Source organism: Dolichospermum heterosporum TAC447 (assembly GCF_024584745.1).
Lineage (GTDB): Bacteria > Cyanobacteriota > Cyanobacteriia > Cyanobacteriales > Nostocaceae > Dolichospermum > Dolichospermum heterosporum.
Genome location: NZ_CP099464.1, coordinates 4,091,712 through 4,114,370, shown reverse-complemented (window position 1 = coordinate 4,114,370; position 22,659 = coordinate 4,091,712). Strand labels below are relative to the sequence as shown.

Genomic DNA, 22,659 nt, shown 5'->3' with positions numbered 1-22,659 from the left:
TTGTCAGTCGTCAGTTGTCAGGAAAAAAAACTATTACCATTACCAATCACCAATAATCATTATGGCCAAAATATTCACCATTCATCCTGATAATCCTCAAAGCCGCCGAATAGAGGAAATAAAGTTAGCGTTATTAAGTGGCGCTATCATGCTCTACCCTACAGATACAGTTTACGCAATTGGTTGTGACTTGAATGCCAAGTCGGCGGTGGAAAGAGTGCGACAAATCAAACAGTTAGCGAATGATAAACCACTGACATTTTTATGTTCCTCACTCTCCAATGTGGCGACTTATGCCTTCGTAAGTGATACAGCCTACCGACTAATGAAGCGGTTAATACCAGGACCCTACACATTTTTGCTCCCTGCTACCAAATTAGTACCGCGACTAGTGCAAAATCCCAAACGCAAAACCACAGGAATTCGGGTGCCAAATCATAAGGTTTGCTTGGCATTAATGGAAGCGTTAGGAAACCCAATTATTTCTACTTCGGCTCATATTAGAGCAAATGACGAAGATCAGGAAATAGTTGAAAACGGAAAACAACCAATGTTGTCACGGGTAGATTTATATGACCACTTGGATAAATTGGTAGATATTATTATCGACACTGCCGAAGAACCTACATATCAAGTGTCTACCATTTTAGATTTGACCGATGAAGAACCAGTTATTATTCGGAGAGGTTTAGGTTGGGAAGCTGTAGCTACTTGGGTTTAAGAATAAAGCTTTACAAGTGCAACCCCTTGTTTTGGACTCCGTTGCGCTAATTATTATGATCACCTGACTCCAATTTTGAAATTGTCATCTTCCCAGGCACTCTTATCCCAGTCATGAAATTATGGCTACGCCAAACAGGCTATCGGCCAATCTTAGCATGACTAAGGTTTTGGCAATTTGTCCTCAGAGTGAATATCTATTATGCCATCTTTGATTTAGTTGCTAAAAATAAAGCGACACAATTAACAAGCCCTTAACTTTGGAAATTTCCTACAGTATTTACATATCAGGAGTCTAGTTGGTGAGTTCTGAGGCATAAATCCCCAAAGATTTTTACTCCTGAGACTGGCCTTAAATACTGTATATGCGTTTGAGTTAAGGTGCAATACCAATTTTATAGAAAAGTCATGAAAGCTAACATCGCCAATCTGCCTAATTCTACATCTGCTTTTGATAGTTATATTTCTCTTGAAGAATTGTCTGTTCCTACCAGCGATACATTAGTACAACTTTTATCCCATGAGATGCAATCTCAAGTTAAATCCGCCACTTCAGGTGTACAAGATGTTGTTGGACGCATAGCCAAAGAAGTAGAACGGATATGCGATAAAAGCTCCCGCATTCAAAACTCAGGACAAATTCAGTCTTGGCAAATTACATTAGGAAGACATCGCTTACAAAAGTGCCTCCGTTACTATCAACTTGGCTCTAAGCAAGGACGAGTAGAATTACACAGCAGCTTAGGCGCAATTGTTTATCGTCATGTAACTGTTGCCGGCTCAGATTTAGGATTTGAGGCTCGTTACAATCTGATTGAAGATTTCTTACAAGCTTTTTATATCGAAGCAATTAAAGCTTTCCGTCGAGAAACTGAACTACCTGAAGATTACACTCCTCGTACTCAGTTACAAGTAGCTGAGTATATGGCATTTACAGAACAATATGCCAAACGCCGGATTAATTTACCTGGTGGTGCTAATCAACAACTAATTGTTTTACGCGCTCAAGGTTTTGCCCGTCGTCAACCCCAAGAAACTACTGTAGATATTGAAATGGCAGTGGATTCGGCGAAAACGGAAGAAGCGGAATCTTATCAACGCAATGTGGCAGTGCAGCAAATTCGCTCACAAATGATTGCTAAACCTGGTTTTGACCCTTCGGAAGAATCGGAACGCAATCGCGTGATTACCGAATTGATGAAATATCTGGAGTCTCAAGGACAATCTGATTGTATGAATTACTTGACTCTCAAACTCCAGGATCTTTCTGCACCGGAAATTGACCAAATTCTCGGTTTAACCAGTCGTCAACGCGATTATTTACAACAAAGATTTAAATATCACGTTGAGAAGTTTGCCAAACAGCACCAATGGCAATTAGTTCACCAATGGTTAGGTGCTGGTTTAGAACATAAGTTAGGTTTATCTTCCCAGCAATGGGATATTTTTTGGCATCAACTCACACCACAGCAGCAACAAATTTTTGAACTAAAAACCGCTTGTCAAAGTGATCAACTTATTTCTAAAGCTGTTCAATGTACTCCGAAACAACTGCAAAAACGCTGGACACAAATGTTGGAATTAGCATGGTCTATTCGTAACGGTCATGCTGAAACCAAAAATAATTAAATTCCATCTGGTCGGTTGGGTTGACGCAAGTAAACCCAACATTTTCATATAAATGTTAAGTGGGTTGGCGTTAAAAATTGTTGTTATGGCAAGGCAAGAGTGAAGAGGGTTTGGGCGATTTTACGTTTCTTTACACAGTTTGGTTTTATTGTGTTAAGTTTTATTTAGAGGATAATAGGGAGGATCAAAATAAACAAAGTCATTAGTATCAGTTGCATAATTCAACACTTCTTCAAAATTTGCTTGTTTGATTTCTACTTTCTGGAGTGCCAAGGATGCAACTCGCAAAACTTCTTCTTGACAAATACCTGGATTTTTATATTTACCTACAGGGACATTAAATTTTCCTTGAGAATTAACCCGGTACAGCCCCATTAAAACAAGTTTTATTCAGATAAATAAACCGAGCCGCTTTTGTTAGATCTGTCCCATTATGATAATTTCTGACATCATAGTAATACTCTGAATTATGTCTTTGCTGATGTGCTTGCAGTAAAGTTATTAATTCTTCAAGATTGTCTCTAACGCACCGATAAGTAAGAACTAAATCTGCATTAATATCAGTTAAAACTGCATGAGATGGTTGCAAGTGAAAAAAAACTGCTCCACCCCCTAAAAATGGTTCATAGTAAGTCTGGTAATGCTGGGGAAAATAGTCTTTATATTGCGAAATCAATCTAGTTTTACCCCCAGCCCACTTTAAAAATGGTCGTGGGTAAGTTTGTTTAGGGATTTGACTTACCATCTACTTACGATTAAACTAAAAACTAACTAATCAATAAAGTCTATAATAAGGCAGTCTAAATTCAAATGTTTGATGGATTCTGGGATAACGTCTTTCGCTACCCTCGGTATTTAGTTAGTATCGTCTTGGGTGTTTTTCTAAACACCCTTGAGCCGCTGTTTCCATTATTAAAACGTCCTGTGACGCTGATGGCTATTTTAGGCTTGTTTACTGGTGGTCTTTTTTTCGTAACGCTTACCGTGCGGGCTATGCTGGGATTGAGTTCAATGTAAACCAAAAGCCAGGAAAGGGTTGAGTTTATTGGACTGTTGGTGTTGATTTAATCGCGTCAAACACCGTCCACTTTCATTTACGTTTAGAATCATGTTATTTAACCTCTGTGAGAAGGCGGAATTTATATGGCTACAAATCGCCGCGTTTCCCGCGTTGCTGAATTAATTAAACGGGAAGTTAGCCAAATGCTACTCAACGGTATTAAGGATGACCGTGTGGGTATGGGAATGGTCAGTGTTACCGATGTGGATGTTTCTGGGGACCTACAACACGCTACCATCTTTGTGAGTATTTATGGAACGGAGGAAGCGAAAACGGAAACAATGGCTGGTTTAAAGTCAGCTACGGGTTACGTTCGCAGTGAATTGGGGGCTAGAGTCAGATTAAGACGGACTCCAGAAGTGATCTTTGTGGAAGATCGTTCTATAGAACGAGGTACTAAGGTGCTGAGTTTATTAAACCAACTGGAGCAACAACGAGCATCAGCAAGTGTGGATGAGGTAGTAGAAGAGATGGCTGAATGATTTATTAATGCAAAATTAACCAAAATATAAATAAATCTGGAACTTGTTGCTATTTAAAGCACTCTAGTTGGGGATAATAGGGAATGCCTTGATTCCCTATTTTTAGAGAGTTCCGGGTATTGCAAATTTTATATCTTAGGATAGAGGTCAAAAACCATAGACTTATATATACTGATAAAGTTAACGCTAAAGCAAATCTAGTATGATTTTAATAATTCTAAAACAAGTTAATGTTAAAAATGTAAATATCTAGGTTTGATTAGTAAACTTAACTGCTGTTATCTTAGGAATATGAAGTTGAAATACCATGAATGTCACCCTTTGTTGACAAACTTAACATTTCTTTAGATAATTTGGAGGTGCGTAGCGTCAAAATGATAATAGTTCCGTATAGCAAACTACAAAACCCTGGACACAGGTTTAATTATTGCCATGTTTGTTCCTCGTGCATAACGGGAACACTGTCTAAATGTATTTTTGATGTAATTTTGTGAGAAAAAAACCATGAGTGTGAATACGGTGCCTTCTATTAATTACAATTACTACTCTCTAAATGTTATTCAGGACGAAGCACGCCGACTGGTGGAGAGGGGAATGGTTGGTCGTCAACAACCAATATATACACTTTGCCAGTTTATCCCGGCTAGAGAGTGGGTTTGTGTAGAATGTGAATTAGAGAAATGTGATTTTTTGCTGCGCGATCGCATCGGTGATTTAATCGGACGCGAAGAGTGGGATAACGACTAATAATTTTGTTTTTTTTAATAAACTACTGTTATTTTTGATTGTACTTGTTTGTAGTTTCTGGCTATAAACAGGTATATTTTTTTCTATATTTCTTGAATTTCATTTCACGCAGAGACGCAGAGACGCAAAGAAATAATGAATAAAGTTGGCTAATATCTTCGGTAAAACTGCGATCGCTTATTTTGGTTGACCATGCCGAAACCCATTGTCTATCTACATTCTCATAGATAAATTTGCTTGTATATAAATATAAGTTATGTAGGGATAGAAATAGTGATTATCCCTACATAAACACTTTTTAACGCAAAATACAGCTATACATAAGCTGCAATAGAATCATTTTCGCTTGCTAGTGCTACGTCGGGCTTCGCGGGTTTCGTCTTCGAGACGACGGCGATCGCGCCAATCTGATAATGTTAGATAAACAACACCACCAGTAACTCCTACTAGCAGCAGCACCCCAAATAAGGCTAAAATACCCAAAAATGGACTTTCCACGATGCCTCTATAGTCCGTTGCGTCCCCAAACTACCATAGAAATAGACCAAGTAAACACAACTAACAGCGATACCCAACCCAGTGTCAAAATCATAGTTCTACTTTTCAAATAATTACAAAACGGCTCTAATATCCATCATACTGGGAAAATGCAGTGGATTCATTAACTAGATTGATAGGAGAGTTAGAAAAATTATGGAATTAATGGCAGAACGGTTAGAATCCCTGAAAGCGGGAGTAATTGGCAGCATATCTTTAGGTTTAGCTTTTCTTAGTACCAGCTTTATTAATGTTTTGTGGTTAGATAAGTATTTTCCAATAGTTACTTATGATAAAATTGATATAGTAAATTTACAGATGTTATTAAATGGTGTCATAGCCGGGTTTTCTGGGTTTCTATTTGGTGTCACCTATCGTTATATTATCCGTGTAGATGCCAATCCTCACCTCAAAACTGGGGGTATTTGGGCTTTTGGTTTAGTGCGGGGATTAACTCAAATAGAAGTTGGTTGGCATCTAAATAATTCGGTTTTGCCTTTTTTAATCTTAGCAGGAGAAAGTATATTGTGGTTTTCTCTGGCTGCTTTTGCTCTCGATACTGCTATTTTATGGAAATGGTTGAAACCTTTTTCATGAATTTTATTGTCAGAATCAGGATATCCAGGATGGCAGGATGAACAGGATGAAAATGTTATAGCAAGGCAAGAGGCAAGAGGCAAGAGTAAAGAATTTTTCAGCGATTGTTAAAGAAATGTAGGTTGGGTTGAGCGACAGCGAAACCCAACAAAATTCTTGATAATGTTGGATTGTGGCTGATGCCTCCGGCGATAGCGAAGCGCTGCTGCAAGCAGTTCGCAGGGATACGCCACACTATGGCTAACATCTCCCGTCAGGGATAGGTTTACGTTCCACCACCCAACCTGCCGGATAATGACTTTTTAGGCTTAACCGAACAGTATTGTGATGAAAATAGATTATCTTTAAATGTTGTCCGATTCAAAATTATTAAATTTGAGAGTTTATTAAGACTTGGAGATAGTATCAATAGTTTTTTCTAATAATTTTAAGGATGCTAATAACTTATCTTTTTGGGGTTTAGCAGCTTTGAGTTCTCCTGAAATTTCATCCATACTTTTTTCTACAGCTTCATAGTTATCACGAGATTTAGCTTTGATGCCATCTTCTACTTCTTTCCAAGCATCTTCAAACTTGTCAAATTCTTTTTTAGCTTGGACAAAATTCCCAGATGTAACTGCGATTTTTGTTTTGGAGACTACAGCGAGTAAACCTGCATTACTGACTGTAGATTTTTGTCCTGGGACTTTTTTTGTAGAATTGGAAGTTCCGGCTGGGGTAGTTTCGGTAGCAGATTGTTCGGGCTTGTTACAACCTACTAAAGCCAGTAAGCTGATACTTGCAATAATTAACATTGATTTGAAATTCTTCATGGTCAACTCCTAATGGATATTTTTATTTGTACCGTTAATATTTCCTATGATAAAACAGCAAATGTCAAGAACTCGGAAAGTGCAACTTGGCAATTTGCTGGGAAATACTTTGCAATATCCATCTAATGGCGGCTTGCTCAGGATAAAAATCGTTAAATGGGATGATTCTGTAGTTATGGAAGTGGCGGATACTGGTATTGGTGTCGCCTCTAATAGGGCAGCTTGGTCATAAGCCTATGAGTGGGAACGCTCTGCTCAGAATAACAGTTTTAAGAGATTTTTAAGATAAATTTTGGGGATTTTTTGGCGATCGCTATATGTAGTTTACACGATATGTAACCACTCAAACAAAACTTTTATCATGACTCATAAAATCGAACTCCAATCTATTACGGGGCTATCTGTGTCAGCAGCAAGCGATCGCCTCCAACAAGAAGGATATAATGAGTTACCATCTACCCAACATCGCCAAATCTGGGAAATTGCCCTAGAAATCTTCCAAGAGCCGATTTTTCTCCTGTTATTAGGATGTGGTATCATTTATCTGTTTTTGGGTGATGCCCAGGAAGCTTTAATTTTACTAGGGTTCATCTTTTTCATTGTTGGCATCAACTTATACCAAGAACAAAAAACAGAAAAATCTCTGGAAGCATTACGGGATCTTTCTAGTCCACGCGCATTAGTTATTCGTGATGGCAAACGTCAACGAATTGCTGGACGGGAAGTAGTTCGAGAAGATGTGATTGTTTTGTCAGAGGGTGATAGAGTTCCTGCTGATGCTGTGGTGATGTGGTCTACCCATTTGAGCGTTGATGAGTCTTTGTTAACTGGGGAATCTTTACCCGTTCGCAAACAGGATACCACCGATTTAGAAAATACGATGAGAACCGCCACACAGCATCGTCCTGGTGGTGAAGATCTACCTTTTGTCTATTCGGGAACGTTAGTAGTTCAAGGTCAGGGAATTGCCCAAGTCTATGCCACAGGTATGCAGACGGAAATGGGTAAAATTGGTAAAGCCTTGCAAACTGTCGAATCCGAAGACACGGTTTTGCAACGGGAAACTCGAAAAATTGTCAGTAAATTGACCTTTGTAGCGATCGCTATTTGTGTAGCTGTAATCGTTATTTACGGTGCAACAAGGAACGATTGGCTACAAGGAATTTTAGCAGGTTTGGCACTGGCGATGGCAATTTTGCCCAATGAAATTCCTGTGGTCTTGGCAATTTTCCTGGCTTTAGGGGCTTGGAGATTTTCCCAGGCTAGGGTTTTAACTCGGCGTGTTCCTGTAGTAGAAACACTGGGTTCTGCGACTGTTCTTTGTGTAGATAAAACTGGAACGCTGACTTTTAACCGGATGTCAGTTCAGCAATTATTTGTGTATCAGCCCACAACATTAACACCGCAATTTTACGATGTTGCCCTCCATGAACGGGAAGCCCTGCCGGAAACTTTTCATGAATTAATCGAATTTGGGATTTTAGCCAGTCGCAAAGACCCTTTCGACCCCATGGAAAAAGCCCTCAAACAAGTGGGTGATGACTATTTAGCTAGAACAGAACATTTACACCAAGACTGGGAAATCCTGCGGGAATATCCCCTCACAGGTGAATTATTAGCCATGTCCTGTGTGTGGCAATCTCCAGAAAATAAGTTGGTGGTTGCTACTAAAGGAGCGCCGGAAGCGATCGCTGATCTTTGTCATTTTAACACCCAACAAAGGCAAGATTTGGAACAGCAGATTAATAAAATGGCGATCGCTGGTTTGCGTGTTTTGGGTGTAGCCAAAGTTATTGGACAACATCAAAAAAACAAAACCCTCAAATCTCTTCCTCAAGCCCAGCATGACTTTGAATTTGCCTTTTTGGGACTGCTAGGTATGGCTGACCCCGTGCGTCCAACTGTCGCCCCAGCCATTGCTGAGTGTTACACTGCTGGTATCCGGGTAGTGATGATTACAGGAGATTATCCCGCCACAGCCCAAAATATTGCCCGCCAAATCGGTTTAAAACCTGCCACAGAAGTAATTACCGGGTCAGAACTGGAAACAATCCCAGAAGGGGAGTTACTATCTCGCATTCAAACTGTGAATATTTTTGCGCGGGTTGTTCCCGAACAAAAATTACTAATTGTGAATGCCCTCAAACGCTGCGGTGAAATCGTGGCTATGACTGGAGATGGTGTGAATGATGCCCCAGCTTTGAAAGCTGCAAATATCGGTATTGCTATGGGTGAAAGGGGAACAGATGTTGCCCGTGAATCTGCGGATTTAGTTTTGCTAGATGATGATTTTTCTGCTATTGTCGAATCTGTGAGGCTAGGACGGCGAGTATTTGATAACCTGAAAAAAGGTATGGCTTATACTTTGGCGGTGCATATCCCCATTGCGGGAATGTCCTTGATTCCGGTAATATTTCATTGGCCGCTGGTATTATTGCCTATCCACATTGCTTTTCTGCATTTAATTATTGACCCTGCCTGTACTGTAGTATTTGAGGCTGAACCAGAAGAAAGCAATATCATGAACCGTCCACCCCGTAATCCCAGAGAGTCCTTATTCAGTCGTCGAACTTTGAGGTTAGCACTACTGCAAGGGGTAAGTGTGTTAGCGGTGTTACTGCTTGTATTTGCTGTGGCTTTTTATTCTGGATATGGGGAATTTGATGCCCGTGCTTTGGCTTTTACTACCCTAATTGTCTCAAATTTGAGTATGATTTTGAGTAATCGTTCTTGGTCGCGGACTATTCCCGAAATGTTACGCACTCCTAATGCGGCACTTTGGTGGGTGCTGGCTGGTGCTGTGGTGTTTATGGGTTTGGTGCTTTATGTTCCTGTGCTACGTCATTTATTCCGGTTCTCTTTTCTTCATTTTGATGATTTATTAGTTAGTCTCACTTCTGGGGTATTGAGTATTTTGTGGTTTGAAGGATTGAAGGTTTGGCGACGTAGATAAATAAAATGTCTCACGCAAAGGCGCAAAGGTAACATCCGCGTTTATCTGCGTTCATCTGCGTTTAAAAATCTTTGGAGGGTTACTGTGAAAAAAGCATTTCGTAAATATCATCGTGTTATTGGCATTATTGTTTGTGTCCCACTTTTATTAACTGTTTTAACGGGAATGTTAGCAACTATTATTGGGGAATGGTCTGTTAATATTGGGCTTTCTTCTAGATTAATGTTGAAAATTCATACTGGGGAAATTTTTCATTTACAGGCAATTTATCCGATTTTGAATGGTTTTGGATTAATTGGTTTGTTGGTGACGGGTATGAGTATGTCGGGTTTGTTTAATCAGAAGAAAAAACCTAATCATAATTAAACGCAGATGAACGCGGATAAACGCAGATGAATGGATTTCAAGGATTCAGAATAGAAGATCTTTTCTTCTTCTTCTTTTTCTCCTGACTCCTGACTCTGTGACTCCTGACTCCCAAAAATTATTTTACTTCTGTGACTCGCCAGCTTAGTTTTAGGTTAACCCAGAAGTTCCAAATTGTGGCTACTGCGATCGCTATTAATTTAGCTATATACTGGTTCATACCTAAGCTATTGAATAGGAAATTGACTACTAATGTTTGGATGATTATCCCTGCTAAACAGACCATATTGAATTTCAGGAATCTTTTGAAACGCTGGCGCTTTCCTGTCTGTTTCCGGGAAATATCCCCAAATGTCCACAAATCATTCCAGAGGAAATTATTGAGAATTGCTACTTCGGCAGATAAGATTGTACTGCGAGTTAAACCCAAATTAATTACAGTACGCATAATGTGAAATATGGTTAAATCTACAAATACGCCACTAAATCCCACTGCACCAAATCTGAGAAATCGTCCCATAGGAAAGTTAACTTTTTGGCGAATTTTTCCTATTTTTCCAGTAGATAACCGTAATCTGATTAAGTGTTGAATATAGTCTACATATTGTTTCCACGTCACTTTGCTTTCTCCTTCTGTGCGTTCGCGGAATACATAACCGGCTTCAGCAATTTCTCCTACCTGTCCCCGACCAATAACTTCTAAAAGAATTTTATACCCTATAGGATTAAGTGTGGTATTAGCGATCGCACTTCGTCGTACGATAAAATAACCACTCATTGGGTCACTAACTCTACCTAAAACTCCCGGTAAAATCACCAATCCTAGCACTTGCGCTCCACGGGATAAAAAGCGTCTAATTACACTCCAACTACTCACACCACCACCGTCTATATGACGACTAGCTAATGCTAAATCAGCCCCCGCTTCTATTTTTTGCAACAGTTGTGTTAATACTTCTGGAGGATGCTGCAAATCGCCATCAATTACGCCCAATACACGCCCTCTAGCCGCTTGCCAGCCACGTATTACTGCTGAGGATAGTCCTCTCTCTTCTTGACGACGCATGACCCGTAATTGGGGATAATCTGGAATCAGAGATTGTGCCACTTCCCAAGTTCGGTCAGGGCTATCATCATCTACTATAATGAGTTCATAATTACCAGGAATAGCTTTATCCAATAACCCACTTAATATATTGACCACATTTTCGATATTGTCACACTCTTGATACGTGGGAATTACTAAAGATAGGAAAATGGCATTGTTTTCGGCTGTTTCTTTGGGTGTAAATTCAGCAATCATCAATGTACCAATAGGAACTGCTAATAAAGAATTAGATGAGTTGATGGTCATAAAATCAGTAGTAAATTTTAACTTTCTAAATCGCCTATAAAGGTTAACTCTCCATAGAGTACAATACTTTTGGCATATAGAAACAATGGATAAATTTTAATATTAAATATTATTCTTTTTCCCTCTCCTTATTACGATACAAGGGGTAAAGCAAAAGCTTAATGGTGTCAACTTAATCTCAAATCCCTACCACATCTCGTTCCTAGTCTCTGACTAGGAATGTAGTTGATGAGGCTCTGCCTCTAATATTATTGAAGGCAGAGCCTTCTAGAATTTATTCCCAGCCAGAGACTGGGAATGAGATGACTTGGGTTCTTTGTCATTTGGCAAAAGTCCATGTCCCAACCGTTTTGAGTATAAAAATAGTCATGGTTTGTGAAAGATAAAGTCATTCCAGATCAAAATGTGAAATAACTGTTCACACTCTCACACTCCCCCCCTATCCTTAACGAGAGGTCAAGGGTTTCGATAATTTTAGAGGGGGGAGTGAATAACTACAATGTGAAAATATTTATGTTGCATATAATCTTGATAAAGATATAATGGTATGTTATTGACGTTCACACAAAAACTAGTTCTCTGAAAAATTTATAATAATTTTATTTGAATATGAATTTATATTTAAAGAAAATTCTAGCTTCACAAGTTAACTATTGGTTAAGTATTGGATTACTATCAATAATAACATTGTTATTGATTTTTTACCCTATTTACCGCATAAGTTTCTCAGGAATTTTTATAAATTATAATGAGGCTTGGAATGCATACCATCTGACTAGAGTAAATTCAGGAGAATTACTTTATAACTTGCAACAACAATGGACTCCAGTTAACTATCCTCCATTTTCTTTCTATATTGTCAGCGGGTTTAGTAAATTAATCCATAATCCTATTTTGGCAGGAAGATATTTATCGTTATTATCTTTGTTATTAATAATAACAATGGTAATTTTCATAGTTAATATTTTAATTAAAAACCTTCATTATGCTGTTTTATCGGGAATATTTTGCCTAAGTTTATTCACGACAATGGCTCAAGTTTATATAGGCATGAATGACCCTCAACTATTAGGGCATTTACCAATTATATTAGGGTTATTAATTTATTTACGACCTATTAAAATAAAATATCATTTATTGATAGTGGCAGCACTAATGGCAGTGGGTATTTTTATAAAACACAATTTAATTGCCTTACCATTGGCTATAACTATCGAACTTTTTTTGATTTCACGTCCAGATTTTTTCAAATGGCTGATTTACTTAGGCTTGATTACAAGCGGTTTTATTTTAATTAGTATCAATATATCTGGTAGCAATTTTATTCATGAAGTAATGCTTACTGGTAGCCGTGTATATAGTATTCCACAGATTGTAAATAGTGTAGATTTGCTATTAACCAAGTTATTTATTCCGTTTATTCTAGCAATTATCGGTATAACTTATGCTGCCAGACATTTAAAACTAAGAATTACTGCTCTATATTTAGTTATATCTATTAGTACAGGCATATATTTTTCTGGAGGGTTAGGGACTAATATTAATATCTATTTCGATACATTTATTAGTCTTTCTATATTGCTAGGTGTAATTCTTTCTTATCTAGATTCCAAAAGTAAATTGGCAAAAATTTTCCCCCTAGTTATTAGCTTGAGTATGATAATGTCTACACGGATAATGATTATAGATAGTATTCACCAAATTATCCATTTACCTGATCTGGCAAAAGAAGAACAGATGAATCGTGTAGATGCCTCTTTTTTGGCACAGCAAGATGGTTCTGTATTGTGTATACATAATAGCATCTTCATCTGCTATCTTTCTGGCAAGTCCTTTGAATATGATTCATTTAATGGAGGACAAATGATAGCAACTGGAAAAAATAATAAAAATAGCTTTTTAGAAAAAATAAACACAGGATACTTTAGGACAATTCTTCTGGATAATGACTATTTGAATCTAGGGTTAAATGAGAATAATTTAAATATTGAAAAATCACCAATTCAGAAAATTCATATAATGTTTGTAAAATATATCACTGATGGGTTAGAAAAGAAATTCGGTAAACATTCATCTGTTCAATTCAAATCTTTGGATCTCTTGAGAATAAATATTCTCCAAGCTATCAATGAACATTATATTATCAGCCATAAAAGTATAAATGGGACTTTTTATACATACAACAAATAAGCAATATTACTTAATAAAACCCCCGATTCTTTCTAGTTTACCAAAAATGGATTATAATTGTAAAGAACTCCCATTTGATTTTTGTTGACGCAGTTTGTGCTTTGCGCTTACAAAACTCAATACGCCTTAATATTAACCAGCGGAGAAAGATTTCGTCTGTGTAAGTAATTGGACAAAAATATTTACAGTCATTGCGAGCGAAGGGAAGTAATCGCAAGGGTTGTAATTGCTTCATTTCACTTCGTTCCATATGGCTAACGCCACGCTTACGCAATGACATTGTGTAATTAATTCTGTCTCACTACTTAGTTTCGATTTATAATCTTTTAACAAAGATTCTCTAGAACAATGGTGTTTATCAGTTAAATAACATTTAAAAGTTACAAATTTCAATTTATTATGAAATTAAACGAGTTGTTTAAGTAGGTAAACACAATAAAACCAAACTGTGTAAAGAAACATAAAACTTGCCTCTTGCCTTGCCATAACGACAATTTTCAACGCCAACCTACTTATATTTAATCACCTGTGACTACTATAACTTTTGAGTCTATTCTGCAATCGGCTTTGGCAGAGGATAATATATCCCCTAATGATGGAGTATTTTTACTAAAACAAACTGACCCACAGGCGATCGCTCAAATTCAGTCTACAGCAAATCAACTCCGTCAAAAACAAGTTGGTAATACTGTTACTTACATAATTAATCGCAATATTAATTTTACTAACATTTGTGAGCAACATTGCAGTTTTTGTGCATTCCGCCGGGATGATGGTGATTCGGATGCTTATTGGTTAAGTTCGGCGCAGATTTTGGAAAAAGCTACAGATGCAGTGCGTCGAGGAGCAACGGAAATATGTATGCAAGGGGGATTGCACCCACAAGCGCAAATTAATGGTAAGTCTTTACCCTATTATCTCAAACTGGTAAAAACCATTAAGGACGAATTTCCTCACCTCCATTTACACGCTTTTTCCCCCCAAGAAGTCCAATTTATCGCCAGATTAGATGGAATTTCCTATACTGATGTGATTATAGCTTTGCGAGATGCTGGTGTCGGTTCTATGCCCGGAACAGCCGCAGAAGTGCTAGATGATGAAGTCAGACGGGTACTGTGTCCAGAAAAGATTGATACAGCCACTTGGCTAGAAGTTGTCAGCACAGCCCATCAATTAGGTGTACCCACTACGAGTACCATATTGTCTGGACATATTGAAACCCCAGAACAGCAAATTGTCCATTTAGAAAAATTGCGATCGCTCCAACAAACAGCCATAGAAAAAGGCTATTCTGCAAGAATTACCGAATTTATTGTCTTACCCTTCGTTGGTCAAGAAGCCCCCAAATCCCTACGCAAAAAGGTAGGAAGAGACCAACCTGTTTTAGCTGATTCCCTATTACTAACCGCTGTAGCCAGAATTTATCTGGGAAATTACATCCCCAATCACCAACCAAGCTGGGTAAAGCTGGGACTAGATGGTGCTACAGCAGCCTTAAATTGGGGTTGTAATGATATAGGTGGCACATTAATGGAAGAACATATTACCACAATGGCTGGGGCTGTGGGTGGTACTTGCATGGAAGTAGAAACTTTACAAAATGCAATAACTTCTTTGAAAAGACCCTATCAACAACGGGATACTTTATATCGGCTAATGGGTAATGGGTAATTATCTCGTTCCCAGTCTCTGACTGGGAATACAATCATAGAGGCTCTGCCTCATAGTATTATTGAAAAGGCAGAGCCTTATAGAATTTATTCCCATACAGATTATGGGAACGAGACAACTGACCTATTCCCCATATACCGATTCAAGATAGGATGGATTTTGATTTACTTGTTCTTTTTTACTTAATGCTTATGAAAAGCTATTGGTCGCGTCTGCTTTCTCTAGTTTTAGTTTTAGTTATCGGTTTAGTTGGCTGTGCTGGTAGTCCAGATAGTTTAACCGGGGATTATCGTCAAGATACCTTAACTGTAGTCAATACGTTGAGACAAACCCTAGAATTACCTCAAGATTCTCCAAATAAAGCCGAACTTGAAGCAGAAGCCCGTCAAAAAATCAATGACTTTTCGGCTCGCTACCAACGGAATACTTCTGTTTTGGCTCTTAACTCTTTTACCACCATGCGAACAGCCCTCAATTCCCTTGCAGGACATTACAGTTCTTATCCTAATCGTCCCGTTCCTGAAAAGCTGAAAAAACGTCTGGATGCTGAATTCAAGCAAGTAGAAGCATCCCTAAGACGTGGTGCTTAATTTATGTCTCAAGGATAGTTTCTTGATACAGCATAATTCAGGGCGGGGCTTCCCCGCCCAGGTTTCCCCACCCCGATTCTCAGCTAAAAATCCCCAAATTTAGTGATCATAAGAGCCGGGAAGATTAATCCCTGCAAGCTAACTAGGACCCAACTAAAAAATCAGCTTACTGTCGAAGAATTTCTCGCACTTCCCGAAAATGATAATATTTATGAGTTGGTTGACGGGGAAGCTGTACCTAAATATAAAAATGAGCAAATGTCTCCTAAATTCTTTCATGGTTCAACCACAGGAGCATTATTTATATTATTATCTACATGGGCGCAAGATCAAGGTCGTGTTGTTGTGGAATGGGGAATCAAATTAACCAAAAATCAAGCAAGTTGGATACTTCTGATTTAACTTATGTTTCCTATCACCGTCTTGCTGCTGACTGGTTTGAAGATGAGGCTTGTCCTGTTATCCCAGAATTAGTAATCGAAATTATTTCTCCTGGTCAAACTTTTGGAGACATGATTGATAAAGCTACTTATTATCTACAAGCGGGGATTCTATTAGTTTGGATAGTAGATACAATCTCTCAAACTATTACTGTCTTTACAGTATCTTCTCTGCCTGTGACTTTTCGAGAAAATCAAATGATTAGTCATGAAATATTACCAGGATTAGAAATCACTCCTCATACTATCTTTCAACGGGCTGGTTTAATTCGTTAGTTGAAAGACATAGCAGGAATCAGGAGTAAAACTGGCTTGCTATCTGGCTTTGAATTTACATTCTGTACCCTATGGCTAACGCAAAATAACTAATTATTTTTTACTGCTTTTACCCGCTTTGTGTTTTTTCTGCGCTTGTTCTAATCGTATTTTAATTTGTTCTAATTTATCACGGATTTTTAAAAAATCTTTATCAGTGTATTGGCTATAATACTCTCTAGCACTACATTCTAAAATGTCGTTTCTATTTACTAAATATCTAGCTAGTAAACTTTCATTAAAAAGAAAATCATAATTTGCTTGTAAATCCTTACAATTAATATAATTACTGATAGTTTTCACATATTCTCTTCTAAGAGAATGCTGTGATATTTTTGAATCCTCATCTACTTTTAGTAGATCTATCTGATTTAGTTCAAGAGCATAATCATTTATTAGATGCAAAGCTGCATAAAAATACATAATAATAGCCCATTCAGGAAAATCCTTTTGGGCTATCTTTGCGCTTTCTTCGTTAGCTTGAGCTTGCAGGAGATAAATACTTGGTTCTGTCATTGTTGAAAATAATTATTTGATTTTTTTTATCCTCCCTAAACTTTCTAACTACTTGAACCTCAAGATGCCAATTTCTACTCTTAGTAAGGGCATCCATCTTCCATTCTGTTTCAACTGCAAAATCAGTAGCTTCCGTTAGAAGGTCTATTCTTTCACTAGGATTCACGGTAGCTAGTATTTCAAATATTATCTTACGTGAATCACCATTTTTGTTGCGTATTCCCCTAGCCGCTTGAACATTGGGTAAAGCTTCTAGTTTTTCAATTAATTTTCTAACTTCTGCTAATTCTGGGCGTATTTTTTCAACAATAAACCCAAAGAAATTTTTCAAAGCATTGGGTACAGCGAAGAGAGTATTGCTTTTTAATTTTTCTAGGTGTAAAGGAACCATTTTCGCTTCCTGAGATTTTAGAAGCCATAAAAATCCATAGATAAGTTAATTTGGCTCTTCGGCACTTGTTATGGCAAATATGAATTTATTTACTCCAAAACCTTTATAAATAAAGCATTTCATGGGTTTTGATGCCACACTTATGTTAAATCAACCGATGGATCAACCTAAAGTCCTTATATGGTAAGGATTTTACAATTTGATGGGCTAATCTAGCATAGTAAGTCCCGAAGAGCCGTTAATTTTATCTACATTAGTGGCTTTTGAGTTGGATTAAGTCGGTTTGGTGTTTAACCAGTTAATCAACTATATCACCCATTAAAACAAAAGTTAGTAATTTATCACTTTTAAACACGGTTTCAAAGGATGATTATATATACTCAAACAAGTCTAATCGTGTTTAGATTAATCTAGCAAGGGTTACAGCCTGAGCGTAAGTTTCTGTACGATTGCTCATTTACCCCAGGCTCTAAAATTTCAGTTTTCTTTGTAAATAAAGCCCTATATACTGGTTCACCTTTGTTTTGAGTGGCTATTTCCCGTTCTGTGGGGACAGGGAGAGGATTTTGGGCTAACCATGTTGTTGTTCCTAGCTTCTCAAATGCAGGATGTTCATGAAAGCGATCGCACATTTCTACTGCTACAAATTCTATATCAGATTGCAGAAAAACAATACCACCTACTGCTAAATATTTCGCTAGTTCTGTGACTAATTCTGGTTGGACTACCCGACGTTTCGCATGGCGATTTTTAAACCAGGGATCAGGAAATTGAATTGTAACTTTTTGTAAGCTATCTTGAGGTAAAGTTGATAATAAGGAAATGAGGGAATTATTCACATTTGCAAACAAATAATGCAGATTGGTTAAACCCATTTCATCGCGGATTCTATTGGCTTCGACTACTAGGGGTTCTCGGATTTCTAACCCTAAAAAATTCCAATTTGGTTCTATTTGTGCCATTTTTAGGACAAATCTCCCTCTCGCACAACCAATATCTAAGTGTAGAGGCAGGTTTCGTTGTGTATAAATATTTCCCCATTCTGGAGAAGCGGTTGGGGTTTGGAATTTACTTGCCAGGGGGTTTACGTGCTGACGAACTCGAACAGGTGACAAAATTTACGCTCCTAAAAAACAACAATTTTAAACAAATGTATACAAATATTATTAAGTCTAAATATTCCTGCACAGGTATACACAGTGAGAGTTATACTTTGAGAAAAAGAATCTTTGCAACTTTATTTTTAACATTTTCTTAAAATCAATGAAACTCAATTTTCGTTTTGCTATCGTTAGCGACTTACACATTGCGCTTCCTGAAACAATCTGGGATCACCCTAGTCGGTTTCATTTGGTGGAAGTGAGTATTCCGGCTTTTGATAGTGTATTAGAACATTTAACCCAATTAGATTTAGATTTTTTGTTGATCCCTGGAGACTTAACCCAACATGGTGAATCAGCGAATCACAGTTGGTTACAAAACAGGTTATCACAGTTACCTTTTCCATCTTATGTTATTCCTGGTAATCATGATGTCCCTGTTTTAATCGCCAATGAACAATCAATTAGCTTTGCAGATTTTCCCTATTTCTACCAAAAGTTTGGTTATGAAAATCCTCAACAACATTATTATAATCAGCAAATATTTCCAGGACTGAGGTTAATTGGTCTTAATTCTAACTCATTTGATGATCAAGGTCAGCAAATAGGACGGTTGGATAGTCAGCAATTCCAATGGTTAGAACAGCAGTTAGCAGGGATTGAGGATGAATTGGTTTTAGTTATGATTCATCACAATGTGGTTGAACATCTACCGAATCAATCACTTCATCCGATGGCAAATCGTTATATGCTGGAAAATGCAGCAGAACTGCGGACATTATTACAACGTTATGGAGTCAAGTTAGTATTTACAGGACATTTGCACGTTCAAGATGTGGCTTGTGCAGACGGAATTTATGATATTACTACTGGTTCTTTAGTTAGCTATCCTCATCCTTATCGGGTGTTGGAATTTAACCGCGATGAATTGGGTAGTGAATCGTTACAAGTTGTTTCTCATCGTGTGGAATCAGTGCCAGATTTTCCCAATTTACAAACATTATCACGGCAATGGATGGGCGATCGCTCTTATCCCTTTGTCGTCAAGTTATTAACATTACCTCCATTGAGTTTACCACTAGCACAGGCACAAACCCTAGCCCCCGGTTTACGGGACTTTTGGGCGACTATTGCCGATGGTGATGCTATGTTAGAATATCCCCACTTTCCCATTCATGTCCGTCGTTACATTGAAGAATATAGCGCAGTGAATGATGGGAATACAGCTTTCATTGATAATCACAGTACGCTTTTAATTGGTCATTAGTCATTGGTCATTGGTCATTGGTCATTAGAAATAATTTTTCCCCCCTGTAACCTGTAACCTGTAACCTGTAACCTGTAACCTGTAACCTGTAACCTGTAACCTGTAACCTGTAACCTGTAACCTGTAACCTGTAACCTGTAACCTGTAACCTGTCACCTGTAACCTGTAACCTGTCACCTATCACCTGTCACCTGTCACCTGTCACCTGTCACCTATTCCCCAAGAGAACGACAAATGGCAAATACAGAAGTATAACCATGGAGGAAAGTTCTGCCGCTGACTGGACCAATTTCACCACCGCAGAAAAAGCCACCCATTGGGATGTCCTGAATGTAACGGCTAAATAGTTGAGAATCGAAATTAGGTTTGCCATACAGTCCTGTTCCTCGTCCTAAACAGGTGAACATCAAAGCGCCTACAGGAGAAGGTTGTCCGGCATTTTCACTTTGATATTCTTGGAGTAAAATTTCTAAATCTTCGGCGGATGCTTCGGCATCCCTCAAATGAAATTGTAACCTTTGACCGGCACGAATGCGATCGCCAATTGCGATCGCCCCAGCATTAGGATCTACTCCCAAAACATTGCGAATTAAAAAATCCCCCGAATGTAAATTTAGCCGAAATTCATCCATTGCTAAACCCACAAACAAAGAATGTTGCGCCAAAGTCCTTTCTTCTTCAGTCAAACTACTAATTAAATTTCGCAACACCATCAAAGGTACTTTTTCATCTAACTCTAAAATAATATTCCGTTCAGCTTTAGTGACTTGCAACGGTTCACCAATGGGACGACATCCCTGGGCAACAATTGTATCTAAGACGATATTGCCACTTAAAGCGATGCCTACCGTCCCTTCCCGATATAACTTATCATTACAAAATAAGCCCACACGACCATTCATAAAGCCGCTGCTGGCTTGTCCTCCCACCACCACTGAACCCGGATAAGCAAAATCTAACCCCTGCAACAAATCATTTGTTCCCGAAGCAAAGGGACTAGACAAGAGAATAAATTGAGGGACTACGGAAGGTGATACACCTACTAAATCAATCCAAGCAGTCGGGGAACTATCGGAATCTGGCAATTCTTCCGCCACAATATGAAAAGGTTGGATTTCGACACCGGGAAGATGGGCTAAAGTTAAACTCAGGGCTGGTTCTGCTTCTATTTCTTCCGTTTCTCCAGCTTGTTTTCTGCCGATTACACCCCCAGCACTACAACCAATTAGTATAGGTACAGAAAGTTTTTCCGCCAATAAAGGCAAAAGTCGGGAATACTCACTCATAAAAGCAGAAGAAATGAATACCAGCCCTAAATCCGCTGGTGCTGTTAAAGATGCCACAGCTTGTTCTACAACATCGTTAATAGCCGCTTCTAAGGAAGGACGAGTTGATAGGGCATTTGTCCACTGCATTTGATCTGCCATGAGTTTTCGGCTTGTTTCTGTTTTGGGGTTAGTTGATTATTTTAACTAAGTTTGTCACTTATTGATTAGGGAACAGGTAACGAGTCATATCCCCGACTTCTTAGAGAAGTCGGGGATATCGTTGTTCAGATACGTAGGGTGCGTCAGATATTACAAATCTGTTTATTAATATAATTTATGCAGTCTGACGCGGTTGGTGAGCTTGCCGAACCACACCCTACAATACCTGATTTTTTTCAAAAATCCAATATGAGTTCTATATAAACATCTATTCAAATACAGGTGGCCATAATTCAGAAATAGCAATTTCCCAACCCGGAAATAATTCATCTACAGTTAATTTATCGTCTTCTGTTAATAAGGTAATTTTACCATGAGGACGATAAACAGTAACAGTTAATTCATCAGGATTTATTAAAATTCCTACTTTTGCGCCTAATTCTAAAAATAATTTGAGTTTATCTTCTAATTTAGTAACTCTATCAGTTTTTGATTTAATTTCTACTACTAAATCAGGAACTAAATTACCAAAATCTCTCACAGTCCGTTTTAATCTTTGGGCAGTAACAAAGGAAACATCGGGAGCGCGTAAATCAGTATTTGGCATAATAAACCCACCACTGGAGTCAAATATTCGCCCTAATTTACGAGGTTTTATCCAATTACCTAATAATCTAATCAATTCAGCACCAATTTCACTAGATTCTATATCCGATGGACTCATAATTAAAATATTACCTTCTTGTAGTTCTATTTGATAGTCGTTATTATCATCTTTTAATATTTGTTCTATTTTTTCTAAGTTGTTAATTGTGAGAGTCATATAATTTTTATCTCCAGTAATATTTGTGATGATTTGATATTATAGCATATTTATTTATATCATTCAGATCCCTGACTTCTTGAAGATGTTGGGGATCTCTAAACAAAATTATTAAGTTATCAGGATAATATAGGAATTTACTACTTAAATTAAATCAAAACTTCAACTTCTTGGGCGATACTTGTAGGTTGGGGAATTGGTAAACCTGACTCTATTAAACCTTCTATATGAAATTCTATTGCTTCAACAATCATTTGTTGAACTTCTACTAATGTTTCAGCTACAGCTATACAACCGGGTAAGTCGGGAACATAAGCACCATAACTGCTATTTCCCTTTTCAATTACTACTGTATAACGCATTATTCTTCCTCCAATTGTGCTTGTTTCCATATACTTTTTAGTGTACCAATGGGTACGTCAATATTGGGTTTACCGGAAACTGTAACTATACCAAGTTTATCAGGATGTTTAAACTGCCGGTGACTTCCTCTAGTTCTGGCTAAATACCAACCATCCGCTTCTAGTCGCTGAATTACTGCTCGTACTTTCATATTAACATTTATTTCTAATCAATAGTTTAATTTATTGTATAATTAATTATGTAGATTATACATCAGACTTAATATTTCTCCAATTTCACTAGATTCTATATTCGATAGACCCATAATTA

24 protein-coding genes and 2 pseudogenes are annotated in these 22,659 nt (G+C 37.8%); 14 read left to right on the top strand and 12 right to left on the bottom strand.

Annotation, left to right across the window (positions count from 1 at the left end):
* The first annotated feature begins 61 nt into the window (after window positions 1-61).
* Both NG743_RS18445 and NG743_RS18440 read left to right on the top strand, forming a co-directional pair.
* Complete coding sequence (locus tag NG743_RS18445) at window positions 62-721, top strand: L-threonylcarbamoyladenylate synthase (protein WP_027402170.1); 660 nt, start codon at window positions 62-64, stop codon at window positions 719-721.
* 407 nt (window positions 722-1,128) lie between these two features.
* Window positions 1,129-2,349 (top strand): HetZ-related protein, encoded by a 1,221-nt coding sequence (locus NG743_RS18440; RefSeq protein ID WP_027402169.1) that lies wholly within the window; start codon window positions 1,129-1,131, stop codon window positions 2,347-2,349.
* Window positions 2,350-2,505: 156 nt separating this feature from the next.
* On the opposite strand, the pseudogene NG743_RS18435 reads toward NG743_RS18440, so the two are convergent.
* Window positions 2,506-3,094 (bottom strand): annotated as a pseudogene (locus NG743_RS18435) (DNA adenine methylase); the annotation flags it as partial.
* Between the two features lie 65 nt (window positions 3,095-3,159).
* On the opposite strand from NG743_RS18435, the gene NG743_RS18430 reads away from it, so the two are divergent.
* From NG743_RS18430 to NG743_RS18420, 3 genes are all read left to right on the top strand, one after another.
* Entirely contained in the window at window positions 3,160-3,366 is a 207-nt protein-coding gene (locus NG743_RS18430) for a DUF751 family protein (protein WP_071992769.1), read from the top strand.
* A 126-nt stretch (window positions 3,367-3,492) separates the two neighbouring features.
* The gene (rbfA, locus tag NG743_RS18425; RefSeq protein ID WP_027402168.1) at window positions 3,493-3,891 is read left to right on the top strand and encodes a 30S ribosome-binding factor RbfA; all 399 of its coding nucleotides are present in this window, start codon (window positions 3,493-3,495) and stop codon (window positions 3,889-3,891) included.
* 504 nt (window positions 3,892-4,395) lie between these two features.
* Entirely contained in the window at window positions 4,396-4,638 is a 243-nt protein-coding gene (locus NG743_RS18420; protein WP_015079328.1) for a DUF4327 family protein, read from the top strand.
* 336 nt (window positions 4,639-4,974) lie between these two features.
* Here the strand turns inward: NG743_RS18420 and NG743_RS18415 are convergent, their stop codons facing one another.
* Together NG743_RS18415 and petN are read right to left on the bottom strand one after the other, a co-directional pair.
* Window positions 4,975-5,136, bottom strand: a complete 162-nt coding sequence (locus tag NG743_RS18415) for a hypothetical protein (protein WP_168634893.1) — start codon at window positions 5,134-5,136, stop codon at window positions 4,975-4,977.
* Window positions 5,137-5,143: 7 nt separating this feature from the next.
* Window positions 5,144-5,230, bottom strand: a complete 87-nt coding sequence (gene petN, locus NG743_RS18410) for a cytochrome b6-f complex subunit PetN (RefSeq protein WP_013189847.1) — start codon at window positions 5,228-5,230, stop codon at window positions 5,144-5,146.
* A 101-nt stretch (window positions 5,231-5,331) separates the two neighbouring features.
* Here petN and NG743_RS18405 point away from each other — a divergent pair, with 101 nt between their 5' ends.
* Window positions 5,332-5,772, top strand: a complete 441-nt coding sequence (locus NG743_RS18405; RefSeq protein WP_257120635.1) for a hypothetical protein — start codon at window positions 5,332-5,334, stop codon at window positions 5,770-5,772.
* Between the two features lie 386 nt (window positions 5,773-6,158).
* On the opposite strand, the gene NG743_RS18400 is transcribed toward NG743_RS18405, so the two are convergent.
* On the bottom strand, window positions 6,159-6,584 hold the full coding sequence (locus NG743_RS18400) for a hypothetical protein (RefSeq protein ID WP_027402166.1): 426 nt from the start codon (window positions 6,582-6,584) through the stop codon (window positions 6,159-6,161).
* 61 nt (window positions 6,585-6,645) lie between these two features.
* On the opposite strand from NG743_RS18400, the gene NG743_RS18395 reads away from it, so the two are divergent.
* From NG743_RS18395 to NG743_RS18385, 3 genes are all read left to right on the top strand, one after another.
* Entirely contained in the window at window positions 6,646-6,816 is a 171-nt protein-coding gene (locus NG743_RS18395) for a sensor histidine kinase (RefSeq protein WP_160170617.1), read from the top strand.
* A 129-nt stretch (window positions 6,817-6,945) separates the two neighbouring features.
* Window positions 6,946-9,537, top strand: coding sequence for a cation-translocating P-type ATPase (locus tag NG743_RS18390; RefSeq protein ID WP_257120633.1), 2,592 nt, complete (start codon window positions 6,946-6,948; stop codon window positions 9,535-9,537).
* Window positions 9,538-9,621: 84 nt separating this feature from the next.
* Window positions 9,622-9,903: a cytochrome b family protein gene (locus tag NG743_RS18385; protein ID WP_027402163.1), complete on the top strand. Its 282-nt coding sequence runs from the start codon at window positions 9,622-9,624 to the stop codon at window positions 9,901-9,903.
* A 118-nt stretch (window positions 9,904-10,021) separates the two neighbouring features.
* On the opposite strand, the gene NG743_RS18380 is transcribed toward NG743_RS18385, so the two are convergent.
* Entirely contained in the window at window positions 10,022-11,257 is a 1,236-nt protein-coding gene (locus NG743_RS18380) for a glycosyltransferase (RefSeq protein ID WP_027402162.1), read from the bottom strand.
* A 609-nt stretch (window positions 11,258-11,866) separates the two neighbouring features.
* Here NG743_RS18380 and NG743_RS18375 point away from each other — a divergent pair.
* From NG743_RS18375 to NG743_RS18360, 4 genes and pseudogenes are all read left to right on the top strand, one after another.
* Window positions 11,867-13,447: a glycosyltransferase family 39 protein gene (locus NG743_RS18375; protein ID WP_051424289.1), complete on the top strand. Its 1,581-nt coding sequence runs from the start codon at window positions 11,867-11,869 to the stop codon at window positions 13,445-13,447.
* 528 nt (window positions 13,448-13,975) lie between these two features.
* Window positions 13,976-15,118, top strand: coding sequence for a 7,8-didemethyl-8-hydroxy-5-deazariboflavin synthase subunit CofH (gene cofH / locus NG743_RS18370; protein ID WP_027402161.1), 1,143 nt, complete (start codon window positions 13,976-13,978; stop codon window positions 15,116-15,118).
* A gap of 191 nt (window positions 15,119-15,309) precedes the next feature.
* The gene (gene psb27, locus NG743_RS18365) at window positions 15,310-15,708 is read left to right on the top strand and encodes a photosystem II protein Psb27 (protein WP_027402160.1); all 399 of its coding nucleotides are present in this window, start codon (window positions 15,310-15,312) and stop codon (window positions 15,706-15,708) included.
* A gap of 123 nt (window positions 15,709-15,831) precedes the next feature.
* Window positions 15,832-16,424 (top strand): annotated as a pseudogene (locus NG743_RS18360) (Uma2 family endonuclease).
* Window positions 16,425-16,517: 93 nt separating this feature from the next.
* Here NG743_RS18360 and NG743_RS18355 read toward each other — a convergent pair.
* The 3 genes from NG743_RS18355 to trmB all read right to left on the bottom strand — a co-directional run bounded on the left by NG743_RS18355 (window position 16,518) and on the right by trmB (window position 18,485).
* Window positions 16,518-16,979: a hypothetical protein gene (locus NG743_RS18355; RefSeq protein WP_027402159.1), complete on the bottom strand. Its 462-nt coding sequence runs from the start codon at window positions 16,977-16,979 to the stop codon at window positions 16,518-16,520.
* Complete coding sequence (locus NG743_RS18350) at window positions 16,939-17,370, bottom strand: hypothetical protein (RefSeq protein WP_027402158.1); 432 nt, start codon at window positions 17,368-17,370, stop codon at window positions 16,939-16,941. Before NG743_RS18350 ends, NG743_RS18355 begins: the two co-directional genes overlap by 41 nt.
* 410 nt (window positions 17,371-17,780) lie before the next feature.
* Window positions 17,781-18,485: a tRNA (guanosine(46)-N7)-methyltransferase TrmB gene (gene trmB / locus NG743_RS18345; protein ID WP_051424288.1), complete on the bottom strand. Its 705-nt coding sequence runs from the start codon at window positions 18,483-18,485 to the stop codon at window positions 17,781-17,783.
* A 148-nt stretch (window positions 18,486-18,633) separates the two neighbouring features.
* On the opposite strand from trmB, the gene NG743_RS18340 reads away from it, so the two are divergent.
* A complete protein-coding gene (locus NG743_RS18340) occupies window positions 18,634-19,737 on the top strand; it encodes a metallophosphoesterase family protein (RefSeq protein WP_027402157.1) in 1,104 nt (367 codons plus the stop codon).
* A gap of 212 nt (window positions 19,738-19,949) precedes the next feature.
* Here the strand turns inward: NG743_RS18340 and NG743_RS18335 are convergent, their stop codons facing one another.
* The 4 genes from NG743_RS18335 to NG743_RS18320 form a co-directional block, all read right to left on the bottom strand.
* On the bottom strand, window positions 19,950-21,164 hold the full coding sequence (locus NG743_RS18335) for an FIST signal transduction protein (protein ID WP_027402156.1): 1,215 nt from the start codon (window positions 21,162-21,164) through the stop codon (window positions 19,950-19,952).
* A gap of 268 nt (window positions 21,165-21,432) precedes the next feature.
* A complete protein-coding gene (locus NG743_RS18330; protein WP_257120630.1) occupies window positions 21,433-21,987 on the bottom strand; it encodes a Uma2 family endonuclease in 555 nt (184 codons plus the stop codon).
* Window positions 21,988-22,136: 149 nt separating this feature from the next.
* The gene (locus NG743_RS18325) at window positions 22,137-22,349 is read right to left on the bottom strand and encodes a type II toxin-antitoxin system HicB family antitoxin (RefSeq protein WP_027402154.1); all 213 of its coding nucleotides are present in this window, start codon (window positions 22,347-22,349) and stop codon (window positions 22,137-22,139) included.
* Window positions 22,349-22,540 carry a type II toxin-antitoxin system HicA family toxin gene (locus NG743_RS18320; RefSeq protein WP_096666998.1) on the bottom strand — a complete coding sequence of 64 codons (192 nt, stop codon included), beginning with the start codon at window positions 22,538-22,540 and terminating at the stop codon, window positions 22,349-22,351. Before NG743_RS18320 ends, NG743_RS18325 begins: the two co-directional genes overlap by 1 nt.
* Between the last annotated feature and the right edge of the window lie 119 nt (window positions 22,541-22,659).

Bases quoted from the DNA above. Each gene is read 5' to 3' on its own strand.
- petN (WP_013189847.1), bottom strand. From the start codon at position 5,230: ATGATTTTGACACTGGGTTGGGTATCGCTGTTAGTTGTGTTTACTTGG.
- NG743_RS18375 (WP_051424289.1), top strand. From the start codon at position 11,867: ATGAATTTATATTTAAAGAAAATTCTAGCTTCACAAGTTAACTATTGG.
- NG743_RS18320 (WP_096666998.1), bottom strand. From the start codon at position 22,540: ATGAAAGTACGAGCAGTAATTCAGCGACTAGAAGCGGATGGTTGGTAT.
- NG743_RS18400 (WP_027402166.1), bottom strand. From the start codon at position 6,584: ATGAAGAATTTCAAATCAATGTTAATTATTGCAAGTATCAGCTTACTG.
- NG743_RS18350 (WP_027402158.1), bottom strand. From the start codon at position 17,370: ATGGTTCCTTTACACCTAGAAAAATTAAAAAGCAATACTCTCTTCGCT.
- NG743_RS18440 (WP_027402169.1), top strand. From the start codon at position 1,129: ATGAAAGCTAACATCGCCAATCTGCCTAATTCTACATCTGCTTTTGAT.
- NG743_RS18335 (WP_027402156.1), bottom strand. From the start codon at position 21,164: ATGGCAGATCAAATGCAGTGGACAAATGCCCTATCAACTCGTCCTTCC.
- NG743_RS18330 (WP_257120630.1), bottom strand. From the start codon at position 21,987: ATGACTCTCACAATTAACAACTTAGAAAAAATAGAACAAATATTAAAA.
- NG743_RS18390 (WP_257120633.1), top strand. From the start codon at position 6,946: ATGACTCATAAAATCGAACTCCAATCTATTACGGGGCTATCTGTGTCA.
- NG743_RS18355 (WP_027402159.1), bottom strand. From the start codon at position 16,979: ATGACAGAACCAAGTATTTATCTCCTGCAAGCTCAAGCTAACGAAGAA.
- NG743_RS18420 (WP_015079328.1), top strand. From the start codon at position 4,396: ATGAGTGTGAATACGGTGCCTTCTATTAATTACAATTACTACTCTCTA.
- NG743_RS18325 (WP_027402154.1), bottom strand. From the start codon at position 22,349: ATGCGTTATACAGTAGTAATTGAAAAGGGAAATAGCAGTTATGGTGCT.
- NG743_RS18340 (WP_027402157.1), top strand. From the start codon at position 18,634: ATGAAACTCAATTTTCGTTTTGCTATCGTTAGCGACTTACACATTGCG.
- NG743_RS18395 (WP_160170617.1), top strand. From the start codon at position 6,646: ATGTCAAGAACTCGGAAAGTGCAACTTGGCAATTTGCTGGGAAATACT.
- NG743_RS18405 (WP_257120635.1), top strand. From the start codon at position 5,332: ATGGAATTAATGGCAGAACGGTTAGAATCCCTGAAAGCGGGAGTAATT.
- NG743_RS18445 (WP_027402170.1), top strand. From the start codon at position 62: ATGGCCAAAATATTCACCATTCATCCTGATAATCCTCAAAGCCGCCGA.
- rbfA (WP_027402168.1), top strand. From the start codon at position 3,493: ATGGCTACAAATCGCCGCGTTTCCCGCGTTGCTGAATTAATTAAACGG.
- psb27 (WP_027402160.1), top strand. From the start codon at position 15,310: ATGAAAAGCTATTGGTCGCGTCTGCTTTCTCTAGTTTTAGTTTTAGTT.
- NG743_RS18380 (WP_027402162.1), bottom strand. From the start codon at position 11,257: ATGACCATCAACTCATCTAATTCTTTATTAGCAGTTCCTATTGGTACA.
- NG743_RS18430 (WP_071992769.1), top strand. From the start codon at position 3,160: ATGTTTGATGGATTCTGGGATAACGTCTTTCGCTACCCTCGGTATTTA.